The organism is Aeromonas sp. sia0103 (assembly GCF_963895295.1).
Lineage (GTDB): Bacteria > Pseudomonadota > Gammaproteobacteria > Enterobacterales > Aeromonadaceae > Aeromonas > Aeromonas encheleia.
The window spans coordinates 688,274-704,668 of record NZ_CAWQKG010000011.1 but is presented as its reverse complement, the minus strand read 5'-3'; the positions used below and the strand labels follow the sequence as shown (position 1 = coordinate 704,668).

Here is a 16,395-nt window from a genome sequence, read left to right as displayed (position 1 = left end):
CGCCAGGACAGACCCGAGAATCGATGAACAATCAAAAACGCAGACAGATTCTGGAGCGGCTGCGGGACAACAATCCCCACCCCACCACAGAACTCAACTTCAACTCGCCGTTCGAGCTGCTGATCGCCGTGCTGCTGTCGGCCCAGGCCACCGACGTGAGCGTCAACAAGGCCACCGACAAGCTCTATCCGGTAGCCAACACCCCCGCCGCCATGCTGGCGCTCGGGGTGGACGGGGTGAAGCAGTACATCAAAACCATAGGCCTGTTCAACACCAAGGCCGAGAACGTCATCAAGACCTGCGCCATCCTGCTGGAGCGCCATAATGGCGAGGTGCCGGAGGACCGCGAGGCGCTGGAAGCCCTGCCCGGGGTCGGTCGCAAGACCGCCAACGTGGTGCTCAACACCGCCTTCGGCTGGCCCACCATCGCCGTCGACACCCATATCTTTCGCGTCTCCAACCGCACCGGCTTCGCGGTGGGCAAGAACGTGGATCAGGTGGAGGAGAAGCTGCTCAAGGTGGTGCCCGCCGAGTTCAAGCTGGATGTGCACCACTGGCTGATCCTGCACGGTCGTTACACCTGCCTGGCGCGCAAACCGCGCTGCGGCTCCTGTATCATCGAAGACTTGTGTGAGTACAAAGAAAAGGTCTACCCGGAGAGCTGATCGATGAGGCGCCTGCACAACATGCAGTTGTGCCAACCTCGAGACTCTGCCTCTCTTATCAACGATTTGTGTGAATACAAAAGAACCACTACCCGGAGAATTGAGCAATGAGAATCCTGCATACGATGTTACGCGTCGGCGATCTGCAACGCTCCATCGATTTCTACACCCGCGTGCTGGGGATGAAGCTCTTGCGCAAGAGCGAGAACAGCGAATACAAGTACACCCTGGCCTTCGTCGGTTATGGCGACGAGAAGGACGAAGCCGTCATCGAGCTCACCTACAACTGGGGCGTGAGCGAGTATGAGCTGGGCTCGGCCTACGGCCACATCGCGCTGGAAGCGGACGACATCTACGGCACCTGCGACGCCCTGCGCGCCGCCGGCGCCAAGATCACCCGCGAGCCGGGCCCGGTCAAAGGCGGCACCACCGTCATCGCCTTCGTGGAAGACCCCGACGGTTACAAGATTGAACTGATCGCCAAGAAAGACGCAGGCGCGGGCCTCGGCCAGAGCTTCTGAGTCACACCTGTACCCTCCCTTGCATGGAGGTGAATAAAAAACGGGGCCCAGGGCCCCGTTTTTTATGCTCGAGATTTCTGCCGTGGCAGCCGGCCATCAGGCCAGCCGGAAGCGGCCTATGGTCTGGCGCAGGCCCGCCGCCAGCTGACTCAGCTCCAGGCAGGCGCGGGCGGTGTGATCCGCCCCTATGGCCACCTCGTTGGAGGATTCATTGATCCGCTCCACGTTGCGGCCAAGCTAATCGGAGACCGCGTCCTGCTCACCACAGGCGCTGGCGATCTGGATCCCCTGGCCGATTGCCACAATCGGCCCGCCAGCGTGGACAAAGGGGAGCGCCGGCGATGTAATGGAGCCCTCGTCTCCCCTTCGCCTCAAGGTCTTGTCCATGGATAACGCGTCGACCCTCCCCTCTTCCTGGTCCGTTCAACTGCGCGAGCAGATGCAGGCCCGCCCGCTCACCGCCTTCGGGTTGCTGATCGCGCTGGTCGCCGTGCTGCTGCTCCTGCTGCAGAGCCTCGTCATGCTGGCGACCGGTGATATCAGCCCGGGCGTTCGTTACGGCCTCATCGGCGGCGTCGCCGGTTTCGCGGCCACCGCCCTCGGCGCCCTGCCGGCGCTGTTTCTGCGCTCCGTGCCCCAGCGGGTGGAAGACGGCATGCTGGGTTTTGCCGCCGGCATGATGCTGGCGGCCAGCGCCTTCTCCCTGCTGCTGCCGGGGCTTGAGGCCGCCGAGGGGATCACCGGGGACGGTTTTCTCGCCGCCGCCGTGGTGGTCGCCGGCATGACGCTCGGGGTGCTGCTGATGCTGGGGCTGGATCAGTTCACCCCCCACGAGCATGACAAGACAGGCCCCTGCGGCCCCGGCCATGAGAGCTGCTCCCGGGTCTGGCTGTTCGTGTTTGCCATCGCGCTCCACAACCTGCCGGAGGGGATGGCCATCGGGGTCAGCTTCTCCCAGGGGGACATGGCGGTGGGTCTGCCGCTGACCACCGCCATCGCCCTGCAGGACATACCGGAAGGGCTCGCAGTCGCGCTGGCCATGTGCGCCGCCGGTTTTCGCCCCTCGGTCGCCGTGCTGGTCGCCATCGGCAGCGGCCTGCTGGAACCGCTCGGTGCCCTGCTCGGGGTCGGTCTCGCCAGCGGCATGGCCCTCGCCTACCCCATTGGCCTGGGACTGGCCGCCGGGGCCATGCTGTTCGTGGTCTCCCACGAGGTGATCCCCGAGACCCACCGCAACGGCCACCAGACCCATGCCACCCTCGGCCTGATGGCGGGCTTCGCCCTGATGATGACGCTGGACACGGCGCTGGGTTGAGACGCGGATTGATGGTCGGGGGAGCGAGCCGGTTTATTTAGACGCCACACCGGCCTCCCCCGCCCGCATTCGACCACCGGCACTCGGCGCCGCCCTTATCTTTTGCTATGATCCGCGCCAACTTATTCGGCCCAAGGGCCATAGAGACGAGGTAGAGGATGAAAGTAGGTATTATCGGCGCCATGGAGCAGGAAGTGGCCCTGCTGCGCAGCCAGCTGAGCGAACTGACCACCCTGCAACTGGGCGGCTGCGAGTTCTATCAGGGCCGGTTGGCCGGTAAAGAGGTGATCCTGACCCGCTCCGGCATCGGCAAGGTCGCCGCCAGCGTCGCCACCGGCCTGCTGCTGGAAAAATTTGCCCCGGATTGCGTCATCAACACCGGCTCCGCCGGCGGTTTCGCCCAGGACCTGCACATAGGTGACGTGGTGATCGCCAGCGAGATGCGCTTCCACGACGTGGACGTGACCGCCTTTGGCTACGAGATGGGCCAGATGGCGCAGCAGCCCGCCGCCTTCCCCTGTGACGAGAAGCTGATCGCGCTTGCCCAGAGCTGCATCGCCGAGCAGGGCAAGCATCAGACCAAGATCGGCCTCATCTGCACCGGTGATCAGTTTATGTGCAAGCCGGACGCCATCGCCAAGGCGCGCGCCGACTTCCCGCAGATGCTGGCGGTCGAGATGGAAGGGGCCGCTATCGGCCAGGTGTGCCACATGTTCAAGGTGCCCTATCTGGTGGTGCGCGCCATGTCTGACATCGCCGGCAAGGAGCAGGTGGAATCCTTCGATGCCTTCATCGAGGTGGCAGGCCAGCACTCGGCCGAGATGATCATCAAGCTGCTCGGCAAGCTGTGATCGACACCGCCGCCCTGGCGCCCATGGCCGCCTCGCTGGTCTCGACTGCGGCGGCCATTTTAGTGGGCGCCGCCCTGCTGGAGGCCATCCTGCCCTGGCCTGCCCGCTTCCGGCTCGGGGCCACGGTGCCGCTGCTGGCTCGCCTCGGTCGGCGGGTCTATCGCCCCGACGGCTCGCCCAGGCAACAAACCCAGGCGGGGCTGCTGGCCCTGCTGGTGGTCTGGCTGCCCTGCGCCGCCGGGCTCTGGGCGGTGCGCAACCTCTCCCTGTCCGAGCCCCTGTTCGATCTCCTGTTTCTGCTGCTGATGCTGGAATCATGGCCGCTGCGGGAACTCGCCAAGGCGACCCGGGTGCTGGCGACTCAGGAGACGCTGGTCGTGGCCCGCCTGCAGGCGGCGCCCTGGCTCAAGCGCGAGACGGGGGCGATGTCGGTGATGGGGCTGAACAAGGCGGTCAGCGAGAGCTGCGTGCTGCGCCTGGTGGGCCAATGGGCCGGCCCCTTGCTGGGCTTCGCCCTGGCGGGCGTGCAAGGCGCCCTGCTCTGGCGCCTCGCCCAGCTGATGAATCAGGGCTGGAGCCCGAAACAGCTGCAGTTTGCCTATTTCGGCCGCCCCGCCGCCGCGCTCTATCAGGCACTCTGCGCGCCCGCCATCCTGCTGCTGGGGCTGCCGCTATTACTAACCCAGTTGCGTCAGCTGGGCAGCCGGCTGCGCGCTGCCCTGCACTGGCCCTATCCGGCCATGGGCTGTCTGCTTGGCCTGCTGGCTCACGCCTGCGGCAGCCGACTGGGGGGCCCCCGCTACTATCAGGGGCAGCTAGTGCGCTTTCCGGTGTTTGACGCACACGCCGAACCCGCCGCCGACTCGCCGCAACGCCTGCTCCGGCGCCTGCTGCTGACGGGCTGGGGCTGGCTGGCGCTGGCGCTGCTATTGACCCTGCTGGAGCAATTCCATGGCTAGTATCTTCAGCCCGCGCACCCTGGGCGCGCTACTTTGCCTGCTCTGTTGGCCGCTGGCCGGGCTGGCGCAGACGCCGCAGCGCATCATCAGCCTCACCCCTCATCTGACCGAGCTGCTGTTCGATATCGGTGCCGGGGATCGCATAGTCGCGACCGACGATGCCTCCGACTTTCCCCCCGAGGCGCAGGCGAAGCCGCGGGTCGCCAACTACCGCAGCATCAACCTCGAGGCCCTGCTGGCCCAGAAACCAGATCTGGTGGTGGCCTGGCGCTCGGCCCAGTCCCGCATGCTGGCCCCCGTCGAGCAGCTCGGCATCCCCATCTTCTATTCGGAGCCCACCGACTTTGCCTCGCTGGCCGACGAGATGCGCCGCCTCGGCACCCTGCTCGGAGTCGAGCAGCAGGCTAATCGTGAGGCCGATGCCTATCTGGCGCGGCTGGATGCCCTGAAACAGCGCTACGGCCAGCCCAAGCCGGTCTCGGTGTTCTACCAGCTCTGGACCCCGCCGCTCACCAGCGTCAACGATTCGACCTGGCCGGGCCAGGCCATCGCACTGTGCGGCGGCAGCAACGTGACCGCCGCGGCCAAGACCCCCTACCCCCAGATCGGGCTGGAGCAGGTGATCAAGGCCAACCCGCGGCTTATCCTGGCCGGCAGCCGGGATCCCGCCGTGCTGACCCACTGGCAGCAGTGGTCCATGCTGGATGCCGTCAAGCACCGGCGGCTCGCCCTCATCAACCCCGATGAGCTGCACCGCTTCACCCCCAGGGCCCTCAACGCGGTGGAGCAACTGTGCAAGGAGATCGCCCGGAGCAACCCGGCCTCCCCCGCCTGACCCCTGCCTCCCTCCGCGGGTCATCCGTCCGATGACCCGCCATTATATGTGGCATAAAATATGCTTCCAATCTGCCAGATACTCACTTCATAACGGGACAATGACATGTTCAACGGAAAAACGATCCTGATCACCGGCGGCACCGGCTCCTTTGGCAAGAAATTCATCGAGACAGTCCTCTCCCTCTACACCCCGAGCAGGTTGATCGTCTATTCCCGTGATGAACTCAAACAATTCGAGATGCAGCAGCGCTTCAACCATCCCTGCATGCGTTACTTCATCGGCGATGTGAGGGATGCCGAGCGGCTCAACATGGCCATGCACGGCGTGGATTTCGTGGTGCATGCCGCGGCCCTCAAGCAGGTGCCGGCCGCCGAATACAACCCCATGGAGTGCATCAAGACCAACGTGGGTGGCGCGGAGAACGTCATCAAGGCGGCGCTCAACAACGGGGTCGAGAAGGTGATCGCCCTCTCCACCGACAAGGCCGCCAACCCGGTCAACCTCTATGGCGCCACCAAGCTCTGCTCCGACAAGCTGTTCGTCGCCGCCAATAATATGGCGGGCAAGAACCCGACCATCTTCTCCGTGGTCCGTTATGGCAACGTGGTGGGCTCTCGCGGCTCGGTGGTCCCCTTCTTCGACAGGCTGATCAGAGAGGGTGCCAACCATCTGCCGATCACCCATGCCGAGATGACCCGCTTCTGGCTCACCCTGCAACAGGGAGTCGACTTCGTGTTGACCAACTTCCAGCGGATGAAGGGAGGGGAGCTGTTTATCCCCAAGATCCCGTCAGTGCGCATCACCGATCTGGCCAGCGCCATGGCGCCGGAGCTGCCGCAAGAGATCGTCGGTATTCGCCCAGGCGAGAAGCTGCACGAGGTGATGTGCCCGGCCGATGACTCCTATCACACCTTCGAGTTCAACGACTATTACGTGATTTCCCCCAGCATCAGTTTCACCAGTCGCAACAATGACTTCGCAGTCAATGCCCTGGGGGATACGGCCACCCTGGTCGAGCCCGGCTTCGAATACAATTCCCTAAACAATCGGCACTTCCTGTCGATAGACGAATTGAAGATGATGAACCAGCAGGTGCTAGCCGAATGATCCCCTATGGACGCCAATCCATCACAGATGAAGATATCGATGCCGTCGTTGCCGTCCTGAAGTCGGACTATCTCACCCAGGGTGAGGCGGTGCCCGCCTTCGAACAAGGGCTGGCCGACTATTGCCGGGTCCCCCATGTGATCGCCTGCAACAATGGCACCACGGCGCTCCATCTGGCCTGCGCCGCGCTGGAGCTGGGGGGCGACGATTGGGCCTGGGTCTCGGCCATCAGCTTCGTCGCCTCCGCCAACTGTGCCCGCTACTGCGGTGCTCAGGTGGATTTTGTCGATGTGGATCCCGAGACCGGCAACCTCAGTGTGGCTGCCCTGCGGGAGAAGCTGCGCACCGTCCAGGGAACCTCCCGCCTGCCCAGGGTGCTGGTCGCCGTGCATCTGGCGGGCCAACCCTGTGATCTGAGCGAGATCGGCGCCCTGTGCCGGCAATATGGCATTCACCTCATCGAGGATGCCTGCCATGCCCTGGGGGCCAGCTATCAGGATGTCCCCATCGGCAGCTGTGCCCACAGCGACATGACCGTCTTCAGCTTCCACCCGGTGAAGCCCATCACCACAGGGGAAGGGGGCGCCGTCACTACCCGTGATGCCGCGCTGGCCGCCAAGCTGAGGCTCTATCGCAGCCACGGCATCACCCGCGATGCCGAGCAGCTGGACTCGCCCAGTCCGGGTGGCTGGTACTATGAGCAGCAGGTGCTCGGCTTCAACTATCGGCTGACCGACATTCAGGCCGCGCTGGGCCTGAGCCAGCTCGGCCGCTTGTCCCACTTTATCGACCGGCGCCAACAACTGGCTGCCCGCTACGACGAATTGCTGACCGAGCTGCCGCTGCGACCGCTGCGTCAAGACAATGACCGTAGCTCCGGCTACCACCTCTACGTAATCCAGGTCGCCGATAGGGACCAGGTGTTTGCCCGGCTGCGCGAGGCTGGCATCGGCGTGAATGTCCACTACATGCCCATACCGGCACAGCCCTATTATCGCAATCTGGGGCAGGATCCCGCCGATTACCCCGGCGCCCAGGCCTACTACCGACAAGCCATCAGCCTGCCTCTGTTCCCCAGCCTCTCATTGGCCGAGCAGGACAGAGTTATCCAGACCCTTGAGCGAGTGTTATGCGCCTAGCACTGGGCACGGTACAGTTCGGGCTCGATTACGGCATCAGCAACCAGGCAGGACAGGTCGGTGATGATACCCTCGACGATATCCTGACGCTGGCTTGCCAACTGGGCATCGATACCCTGGACACGGCGCAAGCCTATGGCAATGCCGAGTCGCGGCTCGGCAGCCGCCACAGCGCCGACTTTCTGTTGGTGGACAAGCTGGCCCCCGGTATCCTGGCCACCGAGGTCGCTGCTTCCGTCGACAACAGCCTGCGCCAACTGGCACGCCCGAGGCTGGATGGGCTGCTGCTCCATCGCGGCCAGGACGCCAGCCCCGCCCTGTTCGAACAGCTGATGGAACTGCAGCGACAAGGCAAGGTGGGCAAGCTGGGGGTGTCGGTCTACTCCCCGGACGAGCTGGATCTGTGGTTGAGCCAGGGCTACCCATTGCATCTGGTGCAACTGCCTGCCAACCTGCTCGACCAGCGCTTCCTGCGCACGGGCTGGCTGGACAGGTTGCAGGCGCTGGGGTGCGAGATCCATGTGCGCTCCCTCTTCCTGCAGGGGCTGTTACTGATGCAGCCAGCTCTGCGACCCGACTATTTTCAGCACTTCGCCCAGCCACTGACCCGGCTGGATCACTGGCAGCCCCATCTTCCGCTTCTCGACAAGGCGCTGTCACTGATAGCGGCCCTGCCCCAGGTCAGCCGGTTCGTGGTGGGGGTCTGTCATGCCCATGAGCTGGCCGCCATCGCCACGGCCTATGCCCGGCGGCAGACATTGAGCGACACCGAGCTGGCCGGCCTCGCCTGCGACGAACCCGGCCTCATCAACCCGGCACAGTGGAAGTCATCATGATCCTCGGAATCCTACAGGCCAGGGCGGGCTCCAGCCGGCTGCCGGGCAAGGTGCTCAAACCCTTGCTGGGCGTCCCCATGCTCGCCCGCCAGATTGAACGACTGAAACGATCGACCAGGCTGGATCAGCTGATGGTCGCCACCAGCGACCAGGCCGACGATGAGGCCATCGCCCGACTTTGCGCGCAGCTGGACGTGCCCTGTTTTCGTGGCCCCCTTGACGACGTGTTGCAACGCTTCCATCTGGCCGCGCAACGCTTTAACCCCAGCCAGATCGTCAGGCTCACCGGCGACTGCCCGCTGGCGGATCCCGAGCTCATCGATGAACTCATCGAGCTCCACCTGCAGGGTGGCTATGACTACAGCAGCAACTGCTGGGATCCCTGCTACCCGGATGGCCTGGACGCCGAGATCCTGAGTGCCGCCACCCTGCGTCTGCTGGCCGCGCAGGCCCAGAGCCCGGCCGAGCGCGAGCATGTGACCTATTACATCCGCCAACATGCCGAGCTGTTCAAGATAGGCAGATTGAGCCGTACGCCGAGCCTGGCCCAGTTGCGCTGGACAGTGGATGAACCCGCCGATTTTGAGCTGATTGAGCAGATCTATGGGCAGCTTTATCCTACAAACCCAGCATTTACCACTAACGACATCCTCATTTTGCTGGCTCGGGCGCCACATCTCGCGACCCTGAATACCCAGCATCAGCGCAATGAAGGGCTGGCAAGCTCGCTGGCCAAGGAGAACCACCCATGACCTCACGTTATCAACATTCACTGGCACTCTCCGCCCGGGCAGAGCAGAGCATTCCTCTGGGCTCCCAGACCTTCTCCAAGAGCCGTCTCTGCTTCCCCTACGGCGCCGCCCCGCTGTTTATCGAGCGCGGCCAGGGCGCCAGGGTGTGGGATGTGGATGGCAACTCGTATCTGGACTTTGCCAGCGGTCTGCTCGCCATCAGCCTCGGCTATTGCGACCCGGATGTGAACCAGGCCGTGCTGGAGCAGCTCAACCTCGGCTCCATCTTCTCGCTCCCCCACCGCCTGGAGACCGAGGTGGCGGAGCAACTCATCGAGCTGATCCCCTGCGCCGAGATGGTCCGGTTCGGCAAGAATGGCACCGATGCGACCTCCGCCTGCATTCGCCTCTCCCGCGCCGTGACCGGCAGGGAGCGGGTCGCCGTCTGTGGTTACCATGGCTGGCAGGACTGGTACATAGGCTCCACCACTCGCCACCTGGGGGTGCCCGAGTGCGTGCGGGAGCTGACCCATCGCTTCGACTACAACGATCTGGCGTCACTGCGAGCGCAACTTGAGGCCCATCCCGGGGAGTTTGCCGCCGTGATCCTGGAGCCGATGAACGTCGCCTGGCCCTCCCCCGAATTTCTGCCCGGCCTGCGCCAGCTGTGTGACCAGCATGGCGCCCTGCTCATCTTCGACGAGACCATCACGGGTTTTCGCTTCCATCTGGGCGGCGCCCAGACCCTGTTCGGCGTCACGCCGGATCTGGCCGCCTTCGGCAAGGGCATGGCCAATGGCTTCCCCATCTCCGCCGTGGTGGGCCGTCGCGATCACATGCAGCGCATGGAGGATATCTTCTTCTCCGGCACCTTTGGCGGCGATGCCATCGCCCTGGCCGCGGCCAACGCCGTGATCAAGAAGATGCGCAGCCTCGATGTGCCTGCCCGGCTGGCCGAACGGGGTCAACCCCTGCTGGACGGACTGGATAGCCTGTTGCAGACGCTGGACGCCCCCCAATGGCTCAAGACCGCCGGTCACCCGAGCTGGAGCTTCCTGCTGATCGGCGATTCGGCCAACCATTCCAGCTGGCTGCTCAAGAGCTACTTCATTCAGGAGCTGTGCAAGCGCGGCATCCTCAGCCTAGGTAGCCACAACATCAACCTGGCACACAGCGAACAGGATATGAGGACGCTGCTCGATGTCTATGCCGAGGTTCTGCCGGAACTGATCCGTCTGGATGCCGATAACGCCATCCATCAGGCCCTGGATGGCGAGCCGATCCAGCCGGTGTTCAAGGTGCGTTGAGTGCTGCCGCTGTGGATTTTCAGCGAAGGGGATAAAGAGCGGGGTCTCGGCCACCTCAGCCGCTGCAGTGCCTATGGGGCAGCCTGGCGGCAACAGGGCGGTACCGTCCACTGGGTGGTCGAAGGCGATGAGCTGGCGCAAGCCCTGCTCAAGGATGAGAGCGTCAGCTGGGACAACTGGCAACAGCAAAGCGCCTCCCCACGGCAGGCGGTCGCCATCGTCGACTCCTACTCGGCGAGTCTGGCCACCCTCGAGAGTATCTCGGCTGGCTTCCAGCGGGTCATCTATCTCGATGACACCGAGCGCCTGAACTACCCCAGGGGGTTGGTGATACATGCCAGCCCCGGCACGCCCAGCCACCAGTCGGGCGCCGCCAGCTGGCAATGGGGGCCGAGTTGGCAGCCCCTGCGCCCCCCCTTCTGGTCCCTGCCCGCCCGTACCCAGGTCGCCGCCCGCATAGAGCGCATCCTGATCATCATGGGAGGCACCGATGTGCGTGACCTGACCCCAGGCTTGGTGGCCTGGTTGCGCCGGCACAGACCCGAAACTGAACTGGAGGTCGTCACCCGGGAGCCCGACCCGCGCCTTGAGGGGTGTAGGCAACATCACCATCTCGACGCCGAGCAGATGGCCGGCCTCATGTCCCGCTGCGACATGGCCATCAGCAGTGCCGGACAAGTCACCTATGAGCTGGCTCGCTGCGGCCTGCCGGGCATCCTGATCGGGGTCGCCGACAACCAGGCAAGCCAGCTGGCCGGCTGGTGCAGCAGTGACGCTTTTCTCTCGGCGGGTTGGTGGCACGACCCTGCACTATTCTCCCGACTGGAACAGGGCCTGTCCAGGCTGGCGCCAGCAGATGAGCGAGCCAGACGGACCCTCAGGCTGCAGACGCTAATGGCAGGAAATGGAACCCTGGAGGCACTCTCATGGCTCAAGCAGACATAGACCTGCAACGGCACTTCAGCCTCGCCGGGCTGGAGCTCATCCCCTTCGCCATGCTGGACGAGCCGCAGACAGTAGCGGTCTGGCAGATGCGAAACCATCCGGAAATCGCGCGCTGGATGAACACGGGGGGCGATATCAGCCTCGAGACGCATCGCGCCTTCATGGCGCGCCAGCAAGATGAAAGCCGCAACCTCAATTACCTCTGCCAGGACGCGCAAGGGATCCTCGGAGTGATCTCCCTGCACCGATTGGACTGGCAAAATCGACTGGCCTGGCTTGGGATCTATCGCAATCCCAGGCGCACCGATAAGGGGCTGGGGATGCGTCTGCTGGCCGCCATCAACCAGCTGGCGTTTGAGGTCGCGCGCTTGCACACGCTCAAGCTGGAGGTCGCGGCGGACAATGAAAGAGCCATTCAGGCCTATTTGAGGGCCGGTTTTTGTCAGGAAGGCGCCTGGCGGGAAGCGGTCTACCGACCCCATACCACACATTATGTCGATCTCTTGCTCATGGGGATCACCGAACAGGAGTGGAGACATCCATGAACCCAAGCAGGGCTCAAGCCATCAATCCGAAGCGATGCTTCATCATTGCCGAACTGTCGGCCAACCATGGCCACTCACTGGACAAGGCCCTGGCGACGGTGCGCGCCGCCAAGGAGTGCGGTGCCGATGCCATCAAGATCCAGACCTACACCGCCGATACCATCACCCTGGATTGCGACAATGAATATTTCCAGATTAATCAGGGCACTATCTGGGATGGCACCACGCTACACAAGCTCTATCAAGAGGCCTATACCCCTTGGGAATGGCATGCCGCCATCCAGGCCGAAGCGGAGAAAGCAGGGCTTGTCTTCTTCTCGACCCCCTTTGACTTCACCGCCGTCGATTTCCTGGAAACCCTCGATGTCCCCCTCTACAAGATCGCCTCGTTCGAGATCACCGACATTCCGCTGATCGAATATGCGGCCAGCAAGGGCAAGCCGATGATCATCTCGACCGGCATCGCGACCCTTGCCGATATCGATGCGGCCGTGCAGGCCTGCCGCCGCATGGGCAATCAGGATATCACCCTGCTCAAGTGCACCTCTTCCTATCCCGCCCCGGTGGAAGAAGCCAACCTGCTCACCATCCCCAATATGCGGCAGACATTTGGCGTCAAGGTGGGACTCTCGGACCATACCCTGGGGCAGGCCGTGGCCATGGCCGCCGCCGCCCTGGGTGCCGAGGTGATAGAGAAACACTTCATCCTGGATCGCGCATTGGGTGGCCCGGATGCCTCTTTCTCCATGACCCCAGCAGAATTTGGCCAGATGGTGGCGGGCGTAAGGCAAGTGGAGGCCGCGCTGGGTGAGATCAGCTACAGCCTCAACCCCAAGGCAGAGCAGAACCGTCTGTTTTCACGTTCGTTGTTCGTCTGTGAGGATATGAAGGCGGGAGAGGCGTTCACTCCCCGTAATTTGCGATCCATCCGACCCGCTCACGGGTTGCCCCCAGTCCACCTTCCCTCCCTGCTGGGCCGCTGCGCCAGCCAGGATATTCAGGCCGGCACGCCGCTGGCCTGGTCATTGATTTCCCAAGCTGCCGAGGAGCGCTAGATGCAACAGAAGAACGTCTTCATGGCACAAGAAGGGAATGAGTGGTACGAGCGAAACAAGACCGCCATTCTCGGCAAGTCGCTGGCCAGCGATCCCATCTTCAAGGCGCTGCACTATCTGGCGGTCAAACCCGCCCGGATCCTGGAGATAGGTTGCGCCAATGGCTGGCGACTGGCGCAGTTGGCCGAGCATTATGGGGCCCGCTGCTATGGGGTGGATCCGTCGGCAAGTGCCATCCAGGATGGGCTCTCTCGCTATCCAGGGTTGCATCTCTCCGTGGGGACCGCCGATTGTCTGCCCGAGATAGAAGCCGTCGATCTCATCATCTTCGGCTTCTGCCTCTACCTGTGCGACCCACAGGATCTGTTCAAGATTGCCGCCGGCAGCGATGCCCTGCTGGCCGATCGGGGTCTGATGACCATCATGGATTTCAATCCTCCGGCGGGTCACTATCGCAACGACTACCAGCATCACGCCAATCTCTTCAGCTACAAGATGAACTACGGGGAGCTGTTTGGCTGGCACCCTGGCTACCATCGTCTGTTCGAACACGTGCAGCATCACGATGGCGGCGCCGAACTGGAGCCGGATGCGCTGATCTCGGTACAGATATTGCGAAAGGATGCGAGGCTGCTCACGGCGCAGAACCCCTACCCCAAGAGATAAAAAATACCGACCCCAGGGTCGGTATTTTCATTTTCTGCTCTTACTTTCTGAATGCTTCGGCTCTTATTTTCTGAACAGTGCCATCACTTCGTTATCAATCATGTCGACGCTGTCGAGTGCCCTTGGATACATCTCCCTCGCCTTGGCTAAAAACTCCAGCCAGAGATCGATGGCGGGTTTCATCAGCACCAGCGTCTCCTCTTCACCCTCGAATGAATAGAGAATGGAGCTCAACAGGGTGAACACATAATTCATCGACCCGACCATGGTCTGGGAAATATGTTGCTGCCGGGTGGCGGCGATCTGGGAGAGATAGCCAAAGTTACGCAGCATCAGCTGATTCAACTCATTACGAGACCTGAAGTCCTGTTGCCATTCGGCCATCATCTTGTCGATGAGGATATTGAAGAACTCGATATCCAGCAAGGGTTCAAAATCCTGCTTTGACAAGGGAATGGGGGCGCAGAGCCCGGCGATCTCCTCGAGCAGAGCAGGCTTGTCGACCCGATGGAGCAGGCTTATTTCTGCACTCGGCAAGGCTCTGGCGTGCTCAATCTTGGCACCATCGCTGCAGTTGAAGCATCGAACATCTTCATTCGCAGCCAATACCTGCTCTATCACGCGGCGGGAGGTGTCAAACATGGCGTTGCTGATGACGGTGCCATCAAAGTTTCCTTCGCGTCGCCACTGACTGTCGCCATACATCAGATCGCCAAGGGCCCCGGCATTTTCCTCATTGTTGTAATAGGAGCTGAGCTTCGAATGATGGTGCCCCTTGTGCTTGTAGCCATTATCCAGGCCGAACAGATAAAGGTTCTTGAAACCGAGGTGAGTGGGCGCGCTGACACCGATATTGCCCACCAGAGGGTTGACACCGCCAAGGGCGGCACAGGCTTGCCAGCCTGGGAAGTAGTTCCGATAGAGCACCACCCCTGGCTCACTGAGCTTGAAGACAAGTGCCGATTGATTGAAGAGTGTCGCGCAATCAGGATGGATCACATCCGTACTCAAGAATAAAACATCCCGCAGATATTCAGGATCATTCAGGTTGACCAGGAAGTCATAGACTATCTTGGTGCGTTCGGTTTCCACGTGAATATCCGGCTTGATGCCCACCTTGTGCAATGCGGAAATGGCACTGCCACACGAGATCAAAATAGCCTTGTCTTTATTCTCCCTGATGACCGCGATTGATTCATCCAGCGAGGGGCCATTGGCAATGATGAAGACGGGGGTCCGGTGATGTTCTGGCGCGACCCTCTGGTCTTGTTTCAAAAAAGGGACCGCACGTTCGATATTGTTGATGGTGTGAGACAAGGCAATCAGGTTGTCATCGAAGAAGCCCCATCCCATCACCAACAGATAATATTCTTGCTGCACCTTCTCTATCAGTTTCCTTATCTTGTCGTTCTGATATCCCCACATGATGAAGGCATTGGCGATAAGGAAAGAACCCCGACTATGAATGGCCGACGAGAAGTCCTTCACTATGGTCTCTTCATCCTGTCCCAACAGGATGTGCAGCCCCAGGTTTTCCTGATGCAAATAAGCCAGCAGCGGTGCCCAATCAAAACAGAATAGCGACCCGTAGAAGAGATCCAGATCCGGCTCAAACAGGAACAGAGTACCGATCTTGCACCGCTCATAGAGATAGCCGAGGTGGTAACCCAGACCCACCCCGAAGATAAGGGCGCTGGGTACCTCGAGGGGAACACGGCTCAACATGTCTTCCCTGGTGGATATGTCGTCCAGATAAGCATTCAGTTTGTTGAGGTATTCCACATGCATGAAGCCGAGTGGATTGGCCTCTTGGCTGAAGGAGAACTTGGACAGCCCCCCCCGCTCCATGAACTCCTTAACCAGGGTCTCGCAGATGAGATAAGGCTCGGCGCCATACACGGCGACGTCATCATCGAGCCAGGCCAGATTGGGCTGGCCATTTTCACTACAGAAAAATCTGAAGGGACGAGCGGGTTGATAGGCTTCATACATGTCCGCAATATGGGGAATATATTGGCGAAAGGCCGCCATATTCTGCGCAAAGCGAAGCGGTAACGCCGCCGCCATGGCCACTTCCTGCTCTGCCTGTTGTTGCAGTCGCAGCGCCTCCTGTTCGGCTTTTGCCAAGGCAGTATCAATATTGACGGACATCAGAACTCCTTGCTGTTCACTCGATAGGCTTGCCCGGCCTTGTTGGCCCGCCCGACCTGGGTCAGCTGTTTAAAAACGGCTTGATGATGGCTGATGGCCAGGGCTTTCATCTGCTTTTCTTGAATGGAGAGGCTTGTGGCCAAGGCGGCGATGTCCTGTTGTTGCAGAGGATCATCTTTTGCCAATTGAGCCAGACGAGCGATCAAGGCCAGACGCTCATCCATGCACAATAACGCCTCGTCGTATCGCTGCTGTTGCAACAGCGCCTCCATTAAACTGGCATTTTCCGTCAATGCCTCATCGAGGGAGGCTGACGTGATGTTCACAGCTCACCCAGCTGTTGTCTCATTTGGTAGCCTTGCTGTTTCTCTGTTTCCGGCAGTTGATCCCAACCGGATTTGATTGTCACCATCAGCCCCATGACCTCATCGAGGGGGACGCTATCGCGTGCCAGACTGGCATCCCAGATACGCTCATCCATATAGGAGTAGAGTCCATATAGATCTTCGGCCATGGTGCCCTGGCTCATGTCGAGTGCATCCTGCAATCCATGCAACAGCCCTTGCGCCTTGGAGACCGCAATGGATTTTGCCTCCATATCATGCCGCTCAATGGCACCCTTGGCCTGAGCCAGTCGCTCGAGAAAGCCTTGCATCATGAGCTGAATGACACGGTGAGGATCGGCAACCGCCAAATCAGCCGTGATGCTGGTTGCCTTATATGCCTTCAGATTACGGTTGTACATAACATGAGTCCTCGTAATA

18 protein-coding genes and 1 pseudogene are annotated in these 16,395 nt (G+C 61.5%); 15 read left to right on the top strand and 4 right to left on the bottom strand.

The annotated features are described in order from the left end of the window. The first annotated feature begins 23 nt into the window (after positions 1-23). Positions 24-665, top strand: a complete 642-nt coding sequence (nth, locus tag AACW18_RS06010) for an endonuclease III (protein ID WP_218388096.1) — start codon at positions 24-26, stop codon at positions 663-665. A 107-nt stretch (positions 666-772) separates the two neighbouring features. Then, the gene (gloA, locus tag AACW18_RS06005) at positions 773-1,186 is read left to right on the top strand and encodes a lactoylglutathione lyase (protein ID WP_218388095.1); all 414 of its coding nucleotides are present in this window, start codon (positions 773-775) and stop codon (positions 1,184-1,186) included. A 96-nt stretch (positions 1,187-1,282) separates the two neighbouring features. On the opposite strand, the pseudogene AACW18_RS06000 reads toward gloA, so the two are convergent. Further along, positions 1,283-1,471 (bottom strand): annotated as a pseudogene (locus AACW18_RS06000) (methyl-accepting chemotaxis protein); the annotation flags it as partial. A 100-nt stretch (positions 1,472-1,571) separates the two neighbouring features. Between AACW18_RS06000 and AACW18_RS05995 the strand changes: the two are divergent. From AACW18_RS05995 to AACW18_RS05935, 13 genes are all read left to right on the top strand, one after another. Continuing rightward, complete coding sequence (locus AACW18_RS05995) at positions 1,572-2,501, top strand: ZIP family metal transporter (RefSeq protein WP_218388094.1); 930 nt, start codon at positions 1,572-1,574, stop codon at positions 2,499-2,501. Between the two features lie 158 nt (positions 2,502-2,659). Continuing rightward, positions 2,660-3,352: a 5'-methylthioadenosine/S-adenosylhomocysteine nucleosidase gene (gene mtnN, locus AACW18_RS05990; RefSeq protein ID WP_218328022.1), complete on the top strand. Its 693-nt coding sequence runs from the start codon at positions 2,660-2,662 to the stop codon at positions 3,350-3,352. A gap of 23 nt (positions 3,353-3,375) precedes the next feature. Further along, positions 3,376-4,311 (top strand): cobalamin biosynthesis protein CobD/CbiB, encoded by a 936-nt coding sequence (locus tag AACW18_RS05985; protein WP_218388358.1) that lies wholly within the window; start codon positions 3,376-3,378, stop codon positions 4,309-4,311. Beyond that, complete coding sequence (locus AACW18_RS05980; RefSeq protein ID WP_218388093.1) at positions 4,304-5,146, top strand: cobalamin-binding protein; 843 nt, start codon at positions 4,304-4,306, stop codon at positions 5,144-5,146. Before AACW18_RS05985 ends, AACW18_RS05980 begins: the two co-directional genes overlap by 8 nt. Positions 5,147-5,251: 105 nt before the next feature. Continuing rightward, positions 5,252-6,256, top strand: coding sequence for a UDP-N-acetylglucosamine 4,6-dehydratase (inverting) (pseB, locus tag AACW18_RS05975; RefSeq protein ID WP_218388092.1), 1,005 nt, complete (start codon positions 5,252-5,254; stop codon positions 6,254-6,256). Next, positions 6,253-7,395, top strand: a complete 1,143-nt coding sequence (gene pseC, locus AACW18_RS05970; protein WP_218388091.1) for a UDP-4-amino-4,6-dideoxy-N-acetyl-beta-L-altrosamine transaminase — start codon at positions 6,253-6,255, stop codon at positions 7,393-7,395. The genes pseB and pseC overlap by 4 nt, the downstream gene beginning before the upstream one ends. Then, positions 7,386-8,231, top strand: coding sequence for an aldo/keto reductase (locus AACW18_RS05965; protein WP_218388090.1), 846 nt, complete (start codon positions 7,386-7,388; stop codon positions 8,229-8,231). The genes pseC and AACW18_RS05965 overlap by 10 nt, the downstream gene beginning before the upstream one ends. Next, the gene (locus AACW18_RS05960) at positions 8,228-8,983 is read left to right on the top strand and encodes a cytidylyltransferase domain-containing protein (protein ID WP_218388089.1); all 756 of its coding nucleotides are present in this window, start codon (positions 8,228-8,230) and stop codon (positions 8,981-8,983) included. The genes AACW18_RS05965 and AACW18_RS05960 overlap by 4 nt, the downstream gene beginning before the upstream one ends. Next, positions 8,980-10,269 carry an aminotransferase class III-fold pyridoxal phosphate-dependent enzyme gene (locus AACW18_RS05955; protein WP_218388088.1) on the top strand — a complete coding sequence of 430 codons (1,290 nt, stop codon included), beginning with the start codon at positions 8,980-8,982 and terminating at the stop codon, positions 10,267-10,269. The genes AACW18_RS05960 and AACW18_RS05955 overlap by 4 nt, the downstream gene beginning before the upstream one ends. After that, positions 10,270-11,214: a hypothetical protein gene (locus tag AACW18_RS05950; RefSeq protein ID WP_218388087.1), complete on the top strand. Its 945-nt coding sequence runs from the start codon at positions 10,270-10,272 to the stop codon at positions 11,212-11,214. After that, positions 11,196-11,759: a UDP-4-amino-4,6-dideoxy-N-acetyl-beta-L-altrosamine N-acetyltransferase gene (gene pseH, locus AACW18_RS05945; protein ID WP_218388086.1), complete on the top strand. Its 564-nt coding sequence runs from the start codon at positions 11,196-11,198 to the stop codon at positions 11,757-11,759. Before AACW18_RS05950 ends, pseH begins: the two co-directional genes overlap by 19 nt. Further along, a complete protein-coding gene (pseI, locus tag AACW18_RS05940) occupies positions 11,756-12,814 on the top strand; it encodes a pseudaminic acid synthase (protein WP_218388085.1) in 1,059 nt (352 codons plus the stop codon). The genes pseH and pseI overlap by 4 nt, the downstream gene beginning before the upstream one ends. Then, positions 12,815-13,480: a class I SAM-dependent methyltransferase gene (locus AACW18_RS05935; RefSeq protein ID WP_218388084.1), complete on the top strand. Its 666-nt coding sequence runs from the start codon at positions 12,815-12,817 to the stop codon at positions 13,478-13,480. Between the two features lie 63 nt (positions 13,481-13,543). On the opposite strand, the gene AACW18_RS05930 is transcribed toward AACW18_RS05935, so the two are convergent. From AACW18_RS05930 to fliS, 3 genes are read right to left on the bottom strand one after another with little or no spacing between them, the layout of a single operon-like run. After that, positions 13,544-15,631, bottom strand: coding sequence for a motility associated factor glycosyltransferase family protein (locus AACW18_RS05930; protein WP_218388083.1), 2,088 nt, complete (start codon positions 15,629-15,631; stop codon positions 13,544-13,546). Further along, complete coding sequence (locus AACW18_RS05925; RefSeq protein ID WP_242376766.1) at positions 15,631-15,957, bottom strand: hypothetical protein; 327 nt, start codon at positions 15,955-15,957, stop codon at positions 15,631-15,633. Before AACW18_RS05925 ends, AACW18_RS05930 begins: the two co-directional genes overlap by 1 nt. Then, positions 15,954-16,376 carry a flagellar export chaperone FliS gene (gene fliS / locus AACW18_RS05920; protein ID WP_218388082.1) on the bottom strand — a complete coding sequence of 141 codons (423 nt, stop codon included), beginning with the start codon at positions 16,374-16,376 and terminating at the stop codon, positions 15,954-15,956. Before fliS ends, AACW18_RS05925 begins: the two co-directional genes overlap by 4 nt. Positions 16,377-16,395 lie beyond the last annotated feature (19 nt).